Here is a 15,448-nt window from a genome sequence, read left to right as displayed (position 1 = left end):
ATTCTATTAAGTCATATTATGTGCGGAATCAGCGGTTATTATTCATTTCATAAAAGTATTTCCTCTACAAATATTCTGGAAATGAATCAGGTGATCAAACATCGTGGACCGGATGATGAAGGATTCTGGCTGTATGATCATGACCAGGGAATTTCTTTTTCAGGAAATGATTCTACCCCGAAAATTAAAGAACAGTTTTCAGTTTTACAGGAAAGAAGTTCCGAGATTGCCTTGGGTTTCCGCAGATTATCCATTATCGATCTTTCTGAAAAAGGCCATCAGCCGATGCTTTCAGAGAATGAGCAGATCATTGTTACTTTTAATGGTGAGATTTATAATTTTAAAAAATTAAGAAAAGAGCTTGAGGCTTTAGGTCATTCTTTCCGAAGTAACTCCGATACTGAAGTTATCCTTAAGGGGTATCAGGAATGGGGAAATTCAACCTTTGTGAAGCTTGATGGAATGTTTGCGATCTGTATTGTTGATCTTATCAATAAAAAATTGATACTGGCAAGAGACAGGGTAGGGATGAAGCCGCTCTTTTACCATCAAAGTGAAGAAGGATTGGTTTGGGCTTCAGAAATAAAAGCGTTGTTGAAAAATGAATTTGTAAAACCTGAAATCAACTGGAATGGGGTGTATACCAATTTTCTTTTTCAAACGACATTGGCTCCACGAACCTGCTTTCAGGATATTTTATCCCTGGAACCTGCTTCTTTTATGACCATTGATTTAGCAGATCAAAAAATTACGAAAGAAAAATTCTGGACACTGCCTTCTCCTTCTGTGAAAGGTGTTTCGGAAGAAGAAGCCGTAAGAAAAATAGATGAACTTCTTTCTGAAAGTATATCAGAACAATTATATGCGGATGTTCCCGTAGCATTGATGATGAGTGGTGGAATAGATTCTACGTTAATTGCTTCAAAATCAAAACCTTTTAATCCTGATATCAATACATACACCATCTCCTACCCGTTTTCTGAAGAAGAAGTGAAAAATGCATCGCTGGCTGCCAGACATTTTGGTGTGTTGCATGAAATAAAAGAAGTGAATGATGATGAAGCACTGGAGCATCTTAAAGAAAATATTCAGCATTTTGAAGAACCTTACAGCAGTTTTGAAGTCTTGATCAATGCGGCGAAATATGCACATGATAAAGATTTAAAAGTGGTATTAAGCGGAAATGGTGCCGATGAGCTCTTTGCCGGCTATTCTCATACCTTGAAGCTGAATAGATGGCTGTTGATGAGGAATTTTAATTTTGTAAGACCTTTTATTTTTACAAAAGACAAATTTTCGCAACGGGTAAAAAACTACTTCTCCCAGGATGATATGTTTGATTTTTTCAGACAGAGCCAGATCAGCATGATGCCTCTTGAAGCCAAAGCTCTCATCCAACCAGATATTTATGCTAAAATTGATGTAAAGCTCTCAAAATACCATGCTTCAGAAAGAAAAAACTATTCCGGGTATTTTGAATACGATATGAAATATTCTTTGTCTTCCCATCATGTATTCAGGGATGATCTGAGTGCGATGAAATACAGTGTGGAATTTCGGTATCCTTACCTGAGCAACAGTTTGATCAATTATGTAGCTTCACTGCCTGAACATATTAGATTTAATGGAATTCAGAACAAACCATTACTGCGTAAAACAGCTGAAAAATATCTTCCTGAATCAGTTTTGAATATGCCTAAGAAAGGATTTTCTTTTCCGGTTTATTATTTCATTAAAAATGAAAAAAGAGTAAGGGATTTCATTGTTGAAAATCTTAATAGCTTAAAAAAGAGAAATTTTTTTAACGCTGTAGTGATTGATGAATGGTGGAATCACCAAAAGCAAGAGTATGACTGGGTGAAAATCTGGCAGCTGGTTACTTTTGAACTGTGGTATCAGAAATATTTTGAAAAATAAAGAAGCAGCCTAAAGATTAATATTTTACCTTTGTATTTATGATGAAATATTTTTGGGGCATACTTATTGTGGTTTTTGCACTTGTAAGTTGTAAAAGTGATGATGATTCTTTGCAGAGAATAGATCAGTTACTTAATATCTATGTGAAAAACAGCGCTGGACAGGATCTGCTGAACAATAAAAAAACCGGATCTTATACCGGATTTTCTGTAAACGATATTTTTGGAACAAAAGATATTTCTCCGGTAAGTATTTCGTTAAGAATGACAACGGATTCATTGTTCTACATGGAGTATCTGGCAGGGGCAAAAAGAAGAAAACTGGATTCTATAAGCCCTGATAATCCGGGGACTGGGAATTCTTACTATTCCAGAATGCAGATTACATATACAAAAAGTACTAATGTAAGTGATAATGTGATTGATACTTTGGAGGTTCAGTATCGCAATACACCAACGGTATTCCAGGTTTCAAAAGTTTTGTATAACAGAGTTCCTGTGTTTTCAAAAGATGCTGATGCGCCAACTTCGATAAATACCGTGACTATCACAAAATAATTTTTAAATTTGTACAATTGTTAGCTTATTATAAGCTAAACATCTAATATTTAACATCTAAATAAAATGTTACAAGTCAATTTTTTGCGCGACAATAAAGAACGCGTTTTAGAAGGTCTTAAGAAAAGACAATTCAAAAATCTTGAGTTGGTAGACGAGGCTATCGCTGCCGACGACGAAAGAAAAAGAATCCAGTTTGAACTAGATTCCCAATTATCGGAAATCAACAAAATTTCGAAAGAAATCGGGCTTTTGATGAAAGAAGGGAAAAAAGAAGAAGCGGAATCTGCAAAATCTAAAACAGCACAATACAAAGAGTCGAGCTCAGAATTGAAGTCCCAGTTAGAAGGTAAGGAAAACGACTTACTGAATGTCCTGTACCAGCTTCCAAACATTCCAAATGAATTGGTAAAAAGCGGAGCTTCTGCTGATGATAACGAAATGATTTTTCAATCTCATCCGGTAGAGGGTCTTGGTGAAGGAGCTATTCCTCACTGGGAACTTGCAAAAAAATATAATCTTATTGATTTTGAATTAGGGGTTAAAATTGCAGGAGCAGGATTCCCTGTTTATTTAGGAAAAGGAGCAAGATTACAGAGAGCTTTGGTTCAGTATTTCTTAGATAAAAACGTAGAGAAAGGATATACAGAAGTGAATCCTCCTCACGTAGTCAATGAAGCATCTGGATTTGGAACCGGGCAGTTACCTGATAAAGAAGGGCAGATGTATTATATCAATGAAGATAAATTGTACCTGATTCCTACAGCAGAAGTTCCTGTAACGAACCTTTACCGTGATGTATTGCTTGATGAGAAAGATCTTCCCATCAAAAATACGGCATTCTCTCAATGCTACAGAAGAGAAGCAGGAAGCTACGGAGCTCACGTAAGAGGCTTGAACCGTCTTCATCAGTTTGAAAAAGTAGAAATTGTAAGAATTGAAAAGCCTGAAAATTCTTATGCTGTTTTGGAAGAAATGGTAGAGCATATCAAAGAAATCCTTACAGATCTTGAGCTTCCGTTCAGAGTATTAAGACTTTGCGGAGGGGATACTGGTTTTGCATCTGCAATGACCTATGATTTCGAAGTATGGAGTGCTGCTCAGGAAATGTGGCTGGAAGTAAGTTCTGTTTCTAATTTTGAAACGTTCCAGGCGAACAGATTGAAATGCCGTTACAAAGGAGATGGTAAATCTCAATTGGTTCATACCCTGAACGGATCTGCAATGGCATTGCCAAGAATTATGGCGGCATTGCTTGAGAATAACCAGACAGCGGAAGGAATCAAACTTCCTAAGAAGATTGCAGAATATGCAAGATTTGAAATAATCAACTAAACTAATCAGTTAATTTAGTATACAATAAAACCCACCGGAATCCGGTGGGTTTTGCTTTATTCTGTAACGATGATAATCTTTTTATCTGCGTTTTTAAGTTTTTTATCCTTCTCATAAATGGCTTTCAGATCATATTCTATTCTTATTGAATGATCATCGATCTGCTTTATCCAGTCATGCTTCCCTGTCATTGATTTTATGTGATTTTCAAACTTTAAAGTAGTACCGATCTTTTTGAAAAACATAATCATCATTCCGGCCATCTTCTCAGTTTCTTCCTTTGAGCTTTTGGAGCGAATAGCCTCTTCAATACTTTTAAGATTAAAGTTTTCGGTATCAATCGTCAGGGTTTTTCCATCCCAATTATTGTAAATATTTTGATCCAGAGGGATTTTTTCAGTTTTTGTAAAGTTTTTCAAAGCCTGATAATCTTCCGGAGCAAAATGTTCCATTTTAAAAGAAAACTCTGCAAGTGTGTTATCTTCTTTCGTAGACTTCATGAAGATCTTTTTCATGATCCTGATTGAATCCGGATTTTCGGTTTTCAATTTGCCTTCCTTTTTGGCAAGATCATACATACTTGTCCAGGTGGTTGGAAGCCTATCCATTTCTCCAAATTCTTTCTGCTTTAACGAATCCGGTGTCATGGCCATCATTTCTGACATGAACTCTCTCGTATCGATATCAGTAACAGAAGTGGAAGCTGCATCTTTATGATAGACAATTTCAGAATTGACACTGCAGGATTGCAGCATAAAAAGGCTTATCAGAAATAAGACAATGGTTTTCTTCATGGTATATTGTAAATACTGATTAATGGCAGTTGACAGCTCCGTTTGGATCTTTAGAGATTGTCATTGCTTCTGCTTTCGGGGAAACATATGGAATTCCCAGCTCAAGACCTCTTAGAATGAATAATCCTCCTAAAATGATCATAATTACAGGAACGGCTTTCAAAACCTTTACCCTGAATGCCTGATTCATGAGATTTCCAGCCAAAACAATAGCAAACATGAACGGAAGGGTTCCCAATCCAAATAAAGCCATATATAAAGCTCCCTGCCATATTCCTCCGCCTGCAAGACTTGCTGTAAGCGCCATGTAAACCATTCCACATGGTAAAAAGCCATTAAGAAGCCCCGTGGTAAATCTTGATCGGTAGTCCGCTTTCTGAAGTAGTCTTCCCAGATTCATTTTTACAGTATACAGAAATTTGGATAGGAAAGGAATCTTTGAGGCAAAATCTTTTCCACCAAAGGAAAATACAGCCATGATAATCAGAAGAACACCTGCTGTAATAGTAAGATATTTCTGAAAGCCTGCCATTTCAAATCCTTGCCCGATAATTCCAAGAAGTGCACCCAATAATGAATAGGTGAATATTCTCCCGAATTGATAGGTAAGGTTCTGAAGGTAGAAGTTGGCTGCCTGTTTTTTGGTTAATCCCATCGATAGGGCAATAGGACCACACATTCCGATACAGTGAAAACCGGAAGCAAAGCCTAAAGCAATAGCCGATACAATAAGTCCTATTTCCATATCACATCATAATCCATTCTGTAGTCTGTTTTATTTGTTATCCAACTCAGTCTTAGTGTATAGTTACCCATTTTCAATACCTGTGAAGGGATAATGAAAGACTGGCTGGCATCAAGCTGTACAGATTTTTTGATATCTAAATTCTGGTCGTCGGTTCTGTTTAAAACAAATTTTACCGTAGTATTTGAGTTGTTGTAATCTTTTGGAAAAGTAATTTTAATTCCCTTAGGATCCTGGCTGTATGCAGGTTTTTCCGGTAATTCATCTGCTTTTTTCTTGGCATCAATGACATCCTGATATTTCAACTCTTCTTCATAATAATTATCTGTTACCATTTCAGAGTTCTTCTGTCCGTTTGGAAAGAGAAATAACATAGATAATATAAAAACTATGAATGCAAATAATGCAATTACAACACCGTGTCCCCAACTAAAGTTCTTCATTTTTTTCTAATTAAAATTGCAGTTTGAATGGCCCTTCAAAATAAGTCTGATATGAATCAATCAGTTTTCCTTTCATATCGTAAACGCCAATGGTAATATTCTGTTTGGATAGTTTCATTTCATCTTCCGGGAAGCTGATATTAATGGTCCCTTTAGAAATTTTATCCCGGTCTACCTGAATCTTGCTTGATGCACTATAAGTAATCTCACCATGTGCCGGCTCCATTACTTTGATGGTAACGATTTTTTTCTCGTTCGTTTTATTAAGGAAAGTATAATTATAGGTATTGGTAATTTTACCCTCTTTTACAAAGAATGTACTTCCTGCCGGTTTGATGAATTTAGCTTCCATCTCGCCGCGGCTGTACAGAAGGTACCCTAAGAATCCTACAAGAAGGAATAGGAATACAGTAAATCCTTTCATTCTTCCTGTAAACTTAAATTGGGTCTGTTTTTCAATTTCGTTTTCAGAAGCATATCGGATCAGTCCTTTTGGAAGCCCTACTTTTTCCATCACTTCATCACAGGCATCAATACATGCTGTACAGTTTATACATTCCAATTGCTGTCCGTCTCGGATGTCAATCCCGGTAGGGCATACCACTACACATTGATGGCAGTCGATACAATCTCCTTTGCCGGCAGCCTTACGGTCTTCGCCTTTTCTCCATTTTGATCTGTTTTCTCCTCTTTTGAAGTCATAGAAAACGTTGATCGTATCTTTATCAATTAATACTCCTTGAAGTCTTCCATATGGGCATACCAATGTACAAACCTGCTCTCTGAACCATGCAAATACAAAGTAAAATGCAGCAGTAAGAAGAATCATTACGATAAAATTGGTAGGATGTGCAAATGGTCCTTCACCAATGATTTTAAATACCTCTTCATATCCTACGATGTACATGAACATAAAGTGGGTGATCACCAATGAAATAATGATATAAACAGTCCATTTTAAACTTCTTTTCCAGATCTTTTCACTGTTCCACTCTTGTCTGTCCAGCTTCATCTGCTTGTTTCTGTCACCTTCAATCAGATATTCTATTTTACGGAAGATCGATTCCATAAAAATTGTCTGAGGGCAAATCCACCCGCAGAAAATTCTTCCGAACGCAATCGTAAAAACAATAATAAAGATTAAAGAGGCAATAGCACCTAAAGTAAGGATAAAAAAGTCTTGTGGATAGAAAGGCTGTCCAAAGATGAAAAATTCTCTGTCTATGACATTGAACAATAATAATGGATTACCATTGATTTTGATGAATGGTAATGAAAAATAAATAATTAATAATAAATAGCTTACAATGTTTCTATAGTTGGTATATTTCCCTTTAGGCTTTCTTGGGAATACCCATCTTCTTTTTCCGGATTGCTCCATTGTCCCTATAGAATCTCTGTAAGTTTCAGGGTCCAGAACCTGTCCCTGTCCGCCGCGTACTTCTATTTCTTCTATGTCTGACATTTGTAATAGGTTTTAAAAAAGAAAAAACATAATTCGTTACTATTTTAATCTAATAACAAATTATGTTTTTTTCATATGTTTCTAATTTTTTAAATTATTCTTTTTCCCAATGTGCTTCAGTTCCTTGAGGAGCTGCTCCTCCTTGAGCTGGAGTCACTGGTGGTTGTTCCTGATTGATGTGATATACATACGCTGCAATCTTTTCAATTTCTGCACCTGAAACTTCTCCGTTTTTACCGAATGCTCTCATCGCAGGGTTAGTAGGAGAACCATTCCAGTCCATATGGAATACATTTTTAAATAATGTCTTCTCAGGCTGGTTGATCCAGTAGTTATCAGTAAGGTTTGGTCCGATACCTCCACTACCGTCTTCTTTGTGACAAGATGCACAGTTTGTTTTAAATAATTCTTTACCTTCTGCAATATTATCAGCAGAGTATTTTGCTGTTTCTATTGTTACAGGAGGCTGAGTTTTTTGGTATTCTTCAATACTTGCCAACTGTTCTTTATATTCTTTTTCATATTCGCTTAACGGGTGAGCGAAGTCTGTGAAAGAGTATGCAGCAATATATACAATACAAAAAGCAGTCCCAAAATAGAATAAACCTACCCACCATTTCGGTAACTGGTTATCCAGCTCCATGATTCCATCGAAACCGTGGTCAATAAGGATATCTTTTTCTTCAGTTTCTGATTGCTTTTTGAATGCAGCCAAATACATTCTTTTTAAGAAAGGAACTTTCTTTTCAGCTAAATAAGCTGCTTTTTCCTCCGGAGATAATTTTTTGAATTTGTTGTTTTCAATCAGATCTCCAATTGCACCATGGATATAGGCAAGGATACCAGCGATCACAACAGTTCCCCAGAAGTAAGGTGAAGAAAGGAACGCGTAGCTCTGTACAAATAAATAATAAAAAACTATTAAAAGTCCAATTATTATTAAGATGTTTATAACAACAGGTGTTCTTTGTTTCATAAAAAATAGTTTAATTTTTTAAATTAAAATCGTCATCTTCTTCATCCCCAAGAGGAGCCTCTTCTTCTTCTTTGTAATATTTTTTAGGCCTGCTAAAAACATAAATTACCAAAGCAACGAAGAACAGCATAAAGAAAATCAGAGCCAGTGTCTGGTAGAAGCCAGCATTTTCTGTATTGGATAATATATCTTTAAAGTTCTGAGGAATCATAATATGAGCCTTTTAAGGTTTTTTAGTTATTACTTGCTGTTTTGATTTCAGTTGTTTTAATATCTGTTCCTAATCTCTGAAGATAAGAAATAAGAGCTACAATTTCTTTTTTCTCTAATTCTCCCTGAGGTCTCTTAGCATAAGCCTGCTTAAGGTCATTTGCTTCTGAGAAGATATCTTTTACAATTTTTGCTGATTGGTTGTTTGCCCATTTATCTGCAGAATCAATTTCAGCCTTAGAATAAGGTACATCGAATACATTTTTCATCAGCTTCATTTTGTCTACCATCTTAGTTCTGTCTAAGTCAGTAGCAATTAACCAAGGGTAACGAGGCATGATAGAACCTGCGGAAGTAGATCTTGGGTTATACATGTGCTTGTAGTGCCAAGAACTTGGGTTTTTACCACCTTCTCTATGTAAATCCGGTCCAGTTCTCTTAGAACCCCATAGGAATGGTCTGTCGTATACAAATTCTCCAGCTTTGGAGTATTGTCCGTTTTTACCGTTGAACCTTGTAATCTCATCTCTGAACGGTCTGATCATCTGAGAGTGACAAGCATTACATCCTTCACGGATATAAATATCTCTACCTTCAAGTTCAAGTGGTGAATATGGTTTTACCGCTGAAATCGTAGGTACACTTTTCTTAAGAGACAGCGTAGGGATGATTTCAATTGAACTACCAATAGATATTGTGATGAAAGATAAAATACCTAATAATACCGGAGTTCTTTCCAGCCAAAGGTGAGTACCTTCTCCTTCTTTTCTGTTCTTACTGATGTTTGCTAATGCAGGAGCTTCAGCAGGAACTTCTTTCTGGAATGATCCTTTTCTTACCGTAGCAATTACGTTTACGATCATTAGGATAGATCCTGAGATATAGAATAAACCTCCTACGAATCTCATTTTAAAGTAAGGGATAATAGCAGTTACTGTATCCAACCAGTTTTTCCATAATAATGTACCGTCCGGGTTGAATTGCTTCCACATTAATCCTTGTGTGAATCCTGAAATATACATTGGAACTGCATAGAAAATGATTCCTAAAGTACCTAACCAGAAATGCCAGTTAGCTAATTTTACAGACCAAAGTTTTGTTCTCCACATAATGGGTACCAAATAATAGATAACCCCGAATGCCATGAAACCATTCCATCCAAGAGCTCCTAAGTGTACGTGACCGATAACCCAGTCTGTAAAGTGACCAATTTTGTTGATGTTTTTAGTTGCCAAAAGCGGCCCTTCAAACGTTGCCATACCATAACAAGTAACAGCTACAACGAAGAACTTAAGGATAGGATTTTCTCTTACTTTATCCCAAGCTCCTCTTAACGTAAGAAGACCATTTAACATACCTCCCCAAGATGGTGCAATAAGCATGATAGAGAACCCTGTTCCTACCGCCTGAGCCCAAGCCGGAAGAGCTGTATACTGAAGGTGGTGAGGACCAGCCCAGATATATACGAAAATTAATGACCAGAAGTGAATAATAGACAGTTTATAAGAGAATACCGGTCTGTCTGCAGCCTTAGGAAGGAAGTAATACATTAAACCTAGAACCGGAGTCGTCAATACGAATGCAACCGCATTGTGTCCATACCACCACTGTACAATAGCATCTTTTACCCCTGCATATGCTGAATAAGATTTCCAGCCTGTGAAAGATAAAGGTACTTCAAGGTTGTTGAAGATGTGAAGCATTGCTACCGCAATCCATGTACCAATGTAGAACCAGATCGCTACATAAAGGTGTCTCACTCTTCTCTTTGAAATAGTCAGGAACATATTGATACCAAAAATGATCCATGAGAATGCGATCAATATGTCGATCGGCCACTCGTGTTCAGCATATTCTTTAGAGGTATTGATCCCCATAAAGAACGTAACGAACGTAGCAACGATCATAAACTGCCAAGTCCAGAAATGTAACCAAGACAATGTGTCACTGTACATTCTTGTTTTTAATAATCTCTGTAATGAGTAATAAATACCCGTGTAAACAATGTTACAAACGAATGCAAAGATTACGGTGTTGGTGTGCAGCATTCTGATTCTACCAAAACCAAATGCACCATGAGTGTTTATTAAACCTTGAATATTACCCGATGCCAAACTCTTAATGGTTGTGTCATCTGTCCCGAAAAAGAATTCAGGTAATTCAGGGTAGAAAAGCATTAATGCCGCCGTAAGCCCGAACGTAAACCCTATAAGACCGAAAACTAAGGTCGCATAAAGGAACGCACGGACAATACTATTGTCATAACTAAACTTCTGTGTTTCCATATCAACTATTCACTATTTTTCTCAATTTTTATTATTTTCTCCTATTTCTTTCTCGTCTTTATCTTTGTTGCCTGCTTCATCATTTTCTTTGATTTTTTCATCATCAAAAAGGATTCTGACAGCCGGAGATTCATCATCTTCAAACTGTCCTTTTCGGGCATACACTATAAATACGACCAAGAAAATCGCAGCCAAAGAAACACTGCAGAGGATCATTAAATATAGAATATCCATTGGACAACAAAATTAACCTATTTTCGGGGTTCAAATTTAGTGAAAAATAATGACTTTCATCACGAAATGACGATTTCAGCTAATTTAAAATCAGTCTAAATAAGGGCGTTTAAGCCTGTTTTTTGAAATACTTACGACCTAAAATCCAGGTTGAAAGTGTAGTAAAAGTAACCACCGTGATAGAACTGATTGGCATGATGATTGCTGCAAAGAGCGGATGCATATGTCCTGTAACAGCGTAACTTAAACCAACGATATTGTATAGAAAACTGATTATAAATGTCATTTTCACAATGGTGATAGAGCCTTTACAAACGTTCAGGTAATTGTCTAGTGTAACTACTTTATCACCGTTCATAATTACATCAGAGGATGGTGTAAAACTGTTTGTGTCATCAGCAATTGCAATTCCTACATTACTTTGTTTTAAAGCTCCTGCATCATTAAGCCCATCTCCAAGCATGGCTACTTTCATGTGCTGGTCCTGAAGAGTTTTAATGTAATTCAGTTTGTCTTCCGGATTCTGATTAAAGGCCATTCCTTTGTAATTTGGAATAAGCTCTTTAAGCTGGTTCTCTTCTGAAGAGTTATCTCCACTCAGGATAAATATTTTGTAGTTGGTTAATTTTGTGAAAAGTTCTTTCAGCTTCGGACGGTATTCGTTCTTAAAAATAAATTTACCTAAATATTCACCATTTTTGCTGATATAAACTGCTGTTTCAAGGTTTTTAGGTTTCTGGTTATTATAACGGGCTGATCCAATTTTATAAAGAGTTCCCCTTACGCTTGCTTCATATCCTTTTCCTGAAATTTCAACAAAATTCTCTACCGGGAAATAATCATCATTTACTTCGATGAATTCATACAAAGATTTTGAAAGCGGGTGATTGGAATTCTTTAATAATGTTTTAATATTCAGGGAATCAAAATCGTTGATCTCTGGCCCTTCATATTTGATATTTGATTTTTTTCTGTGCGTAATGGTTCCGGTTTTATCAAAGACAATGGTGTCAAGCTTCGCGATTTTTTCAATCGTTAAAGTATCTTTTACATAAAACTTATTTCGACCTAAAATCCTCATAATGTGTCCGAAAGTGAACGGTGCAGACAATGCAAGAGCACAAGGGCATGCAATAATCAGAATGGCTGAAATAACCTGGAACATTTTATTTAAGTCAATAAAATACCAATAAGTTCCTGCGACTAAAGCAATCCCTAAAATAATGAATGTGAAATATTTGCTAACGTTATTTGTTAACGTGTCAAGTCCTGTTTCATGTTTTTTAAAAGCTTCTTTATTCCAAAGCTGAGTTAAATAACTTTGATCTACGTTTTTAATCACTTCAAGTTCTAAAGAAGATCCAATCTGCTTTCCTCCCGCGAAAATTTTATCTCCAGGCTGTTTGCTGATACTTTCGCTTTCCCCTGTGATAAAACTATTGTCAATATTTCCTTCTCCGTTGATCAGAATAGCATCTACCGGAATGATTTCCTGATTTCTAACCAGAATTCTATCACCAACTTTTATTTCAGACAATAAAATATTATCCTGTTTTCCTTCGAAATCAACTTTCGTTACGGCAATCGGATAGAAAGATTTGTAATCTCTGTCATAGGAAAGAGCATTGTACGTTCTTTTCTGGAAAATTTTCCCGAGAAGCATGAAGAATAAAAGGCCACAAAGGGTATCAAAATATCCCGGACCATAATCTGTTACCACTTCATAAATACTTCGTCCGTATAGAACAAAAATTCCTAAGACAATCGGAACATCAATGTTGACAATCTTGTTTTTTAAACCATACCAAGCAGATTTATAGTAATCAGAAGCTGAGTAGAATACAACAGGTGTTGCCAGGAGGAATATCAAGGTTCTGAACAAGCCTTTATAATGTTCCATCCAATAATCTTCACCTCCGATATATTCAGGAAAAGCAAGGAACATTCCGTTACCAAAAGCAAAGGCAGCAATAGCAAATTTTACTAATAAAGATTTGTCGAGATGATCTTCATTTTTATCAGCAGTTTCAAGGCTGATAACCGGCTTATATCCTAGATTGGTTAAAAATTTAGCAAGTTCGCTTAATTTCAGATCGTTATGGTTGAATGAAATCTGTAAGGTCTTTCTTGTAAAGTTGACCTGTGAATATTTGATGTGGGTATTTAAAGTATGAAGACTTTCTAATAACCAAATACATGAAGAACAGTGAATTACTGGGATTTTGAATGTGACAAGACTGGTGTTTCCTTCAGAAAAATCAGTGACTTTTTCAAAGATTTCCGGTGTGTCCAGGTAGTCAAATTGAGTAGAATTTTCATCATTCGGACGAATTCCCGCTCCTTTATTAAGCTCATAGAAATTGCTTAAATTATTTAAATTTAGAATTTCGTAAACAGACTTACATCCATTACAACAGAAAGTCTTTTCATCAAATAAAATTCTCTCTTTTTCTATCCCTTGACCACAATGAAAACAGTTCTCGCTCACCCCATAAAATATTGAACTACAAAATTATAACAAATTTTTTTGTTTATCGCGTTAAAAAGTTCTATTTTTGTGATAAATATCATATAAAATGCCGCAGGAACAACAGATAGCAATTGAAGAGAGGTTCGCCAGAGTTTTTAATGATAAATCATTTAAAGAAAGACTTTCTAGCGCAGATTTTGAAAAATACATTAATGGCAAAAAGAAACTGAGTTTTCAGAAACACGATACCATTTTCGAGGATGGTGAAACTCCAAAAGGAGTTTTTGTTTTGGAAAAAGGGGCTGCCAAACTTTCGAAATCAGGAGCGTTCGGGAAAGATCAAATTTTAAGATTTATCAAAGAAGGGGATATCATCGGCTATCGTTCTTTGCTTTGCGGGGAGAATTTCCAGGCCAAAGCAGAAGCAATGACAGATATTGAATGTGTTTTCTTACCAGCAGATATTTTCATGTATCTTCTGGAAGTAGATCCACAGCTGTCTTTCGTAATGCTTCAAAAAATCTCATACGAATTAGGAGAATCTTCAAATACCATTACCTTCCTTGCCCAGAAAACGGTAAGAGAAAGATTGGCTGAAATACTGCTGCTTTTGGAACAGAAGCTGGGAGTAGATCCTGAAGGGTTCATCAAGATCTCATTGACGAGAGAAGAAATTGCCAATATCATCGGTACTGCTACAGAAAGTGCCATCCGTCTGATCTCAGAATTCAAACAGGATAGTCTGATTGAAGTAGACGGAAGAAATATTAAGATCTTAAATCACGATAAACTGATGAAACTCGGTCACGTAGTTTTATAAATCATACAAAAACTTAAGTCGGCTGAAGGCCGACTTTTTAACTTTTAAAAATAGATAAATTATGTCTGTTCACTCTGAAATTAAAAAAGTTACGACTGAAACCTTGCGTAAAATGAAATTCGACAAGGAAAAAATAACAATGCTTACAGCCTATGATTTTACCACAGCAAAGATGGTAGATGCAGGTGGAGTAGATGCTATTTTAATTGGAGACTCTGCAGCGAATGTAATGGCTGGTTTTGAAACCACATTGCCTATTACGCTGGATCAAATGATCTATCATGCTCAAAGTGTGGTAAGAGGAACCGACAGAGCTTTGGTGGTAGCAGATTTACCTTTCGGAACTTATCAGAGTAATCCTGAAAAAGCATTGGAATCTGCGGTAAGAATGATGAAGGAAGGTGGAGCGCATGCCGTGAAAATTGAAGGCGGAAAGGAAATTTCCAAATCAATCAAAAAAATTATCAACGCCGGAATTCCGGTAATGGGACATTTGGGATTAACACCACAGTCTATTTATAAATTCGGAACGTATAAAGTAAGAGCTAAAGAAGAGGCAGAAGCTGAAAAACTGATTGCTGATGCGCAGCTTTTAGAAGAATTAGGTTGTTTTTCTGTTGTATTGGAGAAAATTCCTGCTGAATTAGCAAAGAAAGTTACTGAAAGCATTTCTATTCCTACTATCGGAATCGGTGCCGGAGCAGATTGTGACGGACAGGTTTTGGTATATCATGATATGGTAGGAATGAACAAAGGTTTCAGTCCGAAATTCTTAAGAAGGTATCTTGATCTTTACACAGAAATTACAGGAGCTGTTTCTCAGTATGTAAAAGATGTGAAGAATGTAGAATTTCCAAACGAAAACGAAAGCTATTAATCCATGCAGAATCAACAATCTATTCAGGGGATATTATCTATTGCAGCACTGGTTTGCCTTGCTGTAGGATGGTTTAATTTATTTTCTCCGGAAATCAACCATTTACTTTCAAGAAAGGTTTTTTATGTTTTGATAGGTGCGAGTTTCTTTATTCAGGCTCCGCTGCTTACCAATAGGAACTTTGTCTATGCAATGTATGCTGCTGCTGCCATCTGTGTATTAGGAGCATTCATACCGGAAGGTTCAAAGCTTTCAGCCGTTAAAACAGTAGGCCTTCTGGCGGGAATTATCCTGTCTTTATCCAATAGAAGAAGATAGAG

The 15,448-nt window shown here is 36.4% G+C and carries 15 protein-coding genes; 6 read left to right on the top strand and 9 right to left on the bottom strand.

The features are described 5' to 3' along the window. Window positions 1–18 precede the first annotated feature (18 nt). The 3 genes from asnB to serS all read left to right on the top strand — a co-directional run bounded on the left by asnB (window position 19) and on the right by serS (window position 3,809). Window positions 19–1,917 (top strand): asparagine synthase (glutamine-hydrolyzing), encoded by a 1,899-nt coding sequence (gene asnB / locus CHRYMOREF3P_RS12725; protein WP_180564775.1) that lies wholly within the window; start codon window positions 19–21, stop codon window positions 1,915–1,917. Window positions 1,918–1,955: 38 nt separating this feature from the next. Beyond that, window positions 1,956–2,474: a hypothetical protein gene (locus tag CHRYMOREF3P_RS12720; RefSeq protein ID WP_077419475.1), complete on the top strand. Its 519-nt coding sequence runs from the start codon at window positions 1,956–1,958 to the stop codon at window positions 2,472–2,474. A 66-nt stretch (window positions 2,475–2,540) separates the two neighbouring features. Further along, window positions 2,541–3,809, top strand: coding sequence for a serine--tRNA ligase (gene serS, locus CHRYMOREF3P_RS12715; RefSeq protein ID WP_077419476.1), 1,269 nt, complete (start codon window positions 2,541–2,543; stop codon window positions 3,807–3,809). A gap of 56 nt (window positions 3,810–3,865) precedes the next feature. Here the strand turns inward: serS and CHRYMOREF3P_RS12710 are convergent, their stop codons facing one another. The 9 genes from CHRYMOREF3P_RS12710 to CHRYMOREF3P_RS12670 form a co-directional block, all read right to left on the bottom strand. Then, window positions 3,866–4,603, bottom strand: coding sequence for a hypothetical protein (locus CHRYMOREF3P_RS12710; protein WP_180564774.1), 738 nt, complete (start codon window positions 4,601–4,603; stop codon window positions 3,866–3,868). A gap of 19 nt (window positions 4,604–4,622) precedes the next feature. Beyond that, entirely contained in the window at window positions 4,623–5,348 is a 726-nt protein-coding gene (locus tag CHRYMOREF3P_RS12705; RefSeq protein WP_077419478.1) for a sulfite exporter TauE/SafE family protein, read from the bottom strand. Beyond that, entirely contained in the window at window positions 5,339–5,791 is a 453-nt protein-coding gene (locus CHRYMOREF3P_RS12700; protein WP_077419479.1) for a FixH family protein, read from the bottom strand. Before CHRYMOREF3P_RS12700 ends, CHRYMOREF3P_RS12705 begins: the two co-directional genes overlap by 10 nt. Window positions 5,792–5,801: 10 nt before the next feature. Continuing rightward, window positions 5,802–7,256, bottom strand: coding sequence for a cytochrome c oxidase accessory protein CcoG (gene ccoG / locus CHRYMOREF3P_RS12695; protein WP_180564773.1), 1,455 nt, complete (start codon window positions 7,254–7,256; stop codon window positions 5,802–5,804). A gap of 94 nt (window positions 7,257–7,350) precedes the next feature. Then, on the bottom strand, window positions 7,351–8,232 hold the full coding sequence (locus CHRYMOREF3P_RS12690; protein WP_047381687.1) for a cbb3-type cytochrome c oxidase N-terminal domain-containing protein: 882 nt from the start codon (window positions 8,230–8,232) through the stop codon (window positions 7,351–7,353). A 10-nt stretch (window positions 8,233–8,242) separates the two neighbouring features. Continuing rightward, on the bottom strand, window positions 8,243–8,443 hold the full coding sequence (locus CHRYMOREF3P_RS12685) for a cbb3-type cytochrome oxidase subunit 3 (RefSeq protein WP_077419481.1): 201 nt from the start codon (window positions 8,441–8,443) through the stop codon (window positions 8,243–8,245). A gap of 22 nt (window positions 8,444–8,465) precedes the next feature. After that, window positions 8,466–10,727 (bottom strand): cytochrome-c oxidase, cbb3-type subunit I, encoded by a 2,262-nt coding sequence (gene ccoN / locus CHRYMOREF3P_RS12680; RefSeq protein WP_047377333.1) that lies wholly within the window; start codon window positions 10,725–10,727, stop codon window positions 8,466–8,468. A gap of 21 nt (window positions 10,728–10,748) precedes the next feature. Beyond that, window positions 10,749–10,961, bottom strand: a complete 213-nt coding sequence (gene ccoS, locus CHRYMOREF3P_RS12675) for a cbb3-type cytochrome oxidase assembly protein CcoS (protein ID WP_047377334.1) — start codon at window positions 10,959–10,961, stop codon at window positions 10,749–10,751. A gap of 109 nt (window positions 10,962–11,070) precedes the next feature. Further along, entirely contained in the window at window positions 11,071–13,449 is a 2,379-nt protein-coding gene (locus CHRYMOREF3P_RS12670) for a heavy metal translocating P-type ATPase (RefSeq protein ID WP_077419483.1), read from the bottom strand. An 88-nt stretch (window positions 13,450–13,537) separates the two neighbouring features. Here CHRYMOREF3P_RS12670 and CHRYMOREF3P_RS12665 point away from each other — a divergent pair, with 88 nt between their 5' ends. The 3 genes from CHRYMOREF3P_RS12665 to CHRYMOREF3P_RS12655 all read left to right on the top strand — a co-directional run bounded on the left by CHRYMOREF3P_RS12665 (window position 13,538) and on the right by CHRYMOREF3P_RS12655 (window position 15,446). Further along, window positions 13,538–14,251 carry a Crp/Fnr family transcriptional regulator gene (locus CHRYMOREF3P_RS12665; RefSeq protein WP_034692595.1) on the top strand — a complete coding sequence of 238 codons (714 nt, stop codon included), beginning with the start codon at window positions 13,538–13,540 and terminating at the stop codon, window positions 14,249–14,251. Between the two features lie 61 nt (window positions 14,252–14,312). Further along, window positions 14,313–15,128 (top strand): 3-methyl-2-oxobutanoate hydroxymethyltransferase, encoded by an 816-nt coding sequence (gene panB, locus CHRYMOREF3P_RS12660; RefSeq protein ID WP_047381678.1) that lies wholly within the window; start codon window positions 14,313–14,315, stop codon window positions 15,126–15,128. Window positions 15,129–15,131: 3 nt separating this feature from the next. Further along, a complete protein-coding gene (locus tag CHRYMOREF3P_RS12655; protein ID WP_180564772.1) occupies window positions 15,132–15,446 on the top strand; it encodes a hypothetical protein in 315 nt (104 codons plus the stop codon). The last annotated feature ends 2 nt before the right edge of the window (window positions 15,447–15,448 follow it).

Origin of the sequence: Chryseobacterium sp. JV274 (assembly GCF_903969135.1) — a bacterium.
In the GTDB taxonomy this organism is placed as follows: domain Bacteria; phylum Bacteroidota; class Bacteroidia; order Flavobacteriales; family Weeksellaceae; genus Chryseobacterium.
Note: the sequence above shows the minus strand (reverse complement) of the source record. Positions and strands in the feature narration are given on the sequence as shown.

Coding starts and splice junctions, on each gene's coding strand:
- CHRYMOREF3P_RS12720 (WP_077419475.1), top strand. CDS start 1,956: ATGATGAAATATTTTTGGGGCATACTTATTGTGGTTTTTGCACTTGTA.
- CHRYMOREF3P_RS12690 (WP_047381687.1), bottom strand. CDS start 8,232: ATGAAACAAAGAACACCTGTTGTTATAAACATCTTAATAATAATTGGA.
- CHRYMOREF3P_RS12705 (WP_077419478.1), bottom strand. CDS start 5,348: ATGGAAATAGGACTTATTGTATCGGCTATTGCTTTAGGCTTTGCTTCC.
- ccoN (WP_047377333.1), bottom strand. CDS start 10,727: ATGGAAACACAGAAGTTTAGTTATGACAATAGTATTGTCCGTGCGTTC.
- CHRYMOREF3P_RS12710 (WP_180564774.1), bottom strand. CDS start 4,603: ATGAAGAAAACCATTGTCTTATTTCTGATAAGCCTTTTTATGCTGCAA.
- CHRYMOREF3P_RS12655 (WP_180564772.1), top strand. CDS start 15,132: ATGCAGAATCAACAATCTATTCAGGGGATATTATCTATTGCAGCACTG.
- CHRYMOREF3P_RS12665 (WP_034692595.1), top strand. CDS start 13,538: ATGCCGCAGGAACAACAGATAGCAATTGAAGAGAGGTTCGCCAGAGTT.
- CHRYMOREF3P_RS12700 (WP_077419479.1), bottom strand. CDS start 5,791: ATGAAGAACTTTAGTTGGGGACACGGTGTTGTAATTGCATTATTTGCA.
- CHRYMOREF3P_RS12685 (WP_077419481.1), bottom strand. CDS start 8,443: ATGATTCCTCAGAACTTTAAAGATATATTATCCAATACAGAAAATGCT.
- serS (WP_077419476.1), top strand. CDS start 2,541: ATGTTACAAGTCAATTTTTTGCGCGACAATAAAGAACGCGTTTTAGAA.
- ccoG (WP_180564773.1), bottom strand. CDS start 7,256: ATGTCAGACATAGAAGAAATAGAAGTACGCGGCGGACAGGGACAGGTT.
- asnB (WP_180564775.1), top strand. CDS start 19: ATGTGCGGAATCAGCGGTTATTATTCATTTCATAAAAGTATTTCCTCT.
- panB (WP_047381678.1), top strand. CDS start 14,313: ATGTCTGTTCACTCTGAAATTAAAAAAGTTACGACTGAAACCTTGCGT.
- ccoS (WP_047377334.1), bottom strand. CDS start 10,961: ATGGATATTCTATATTTAATGATCCTCTGCAGTGTTTCTTTGGCTGCG.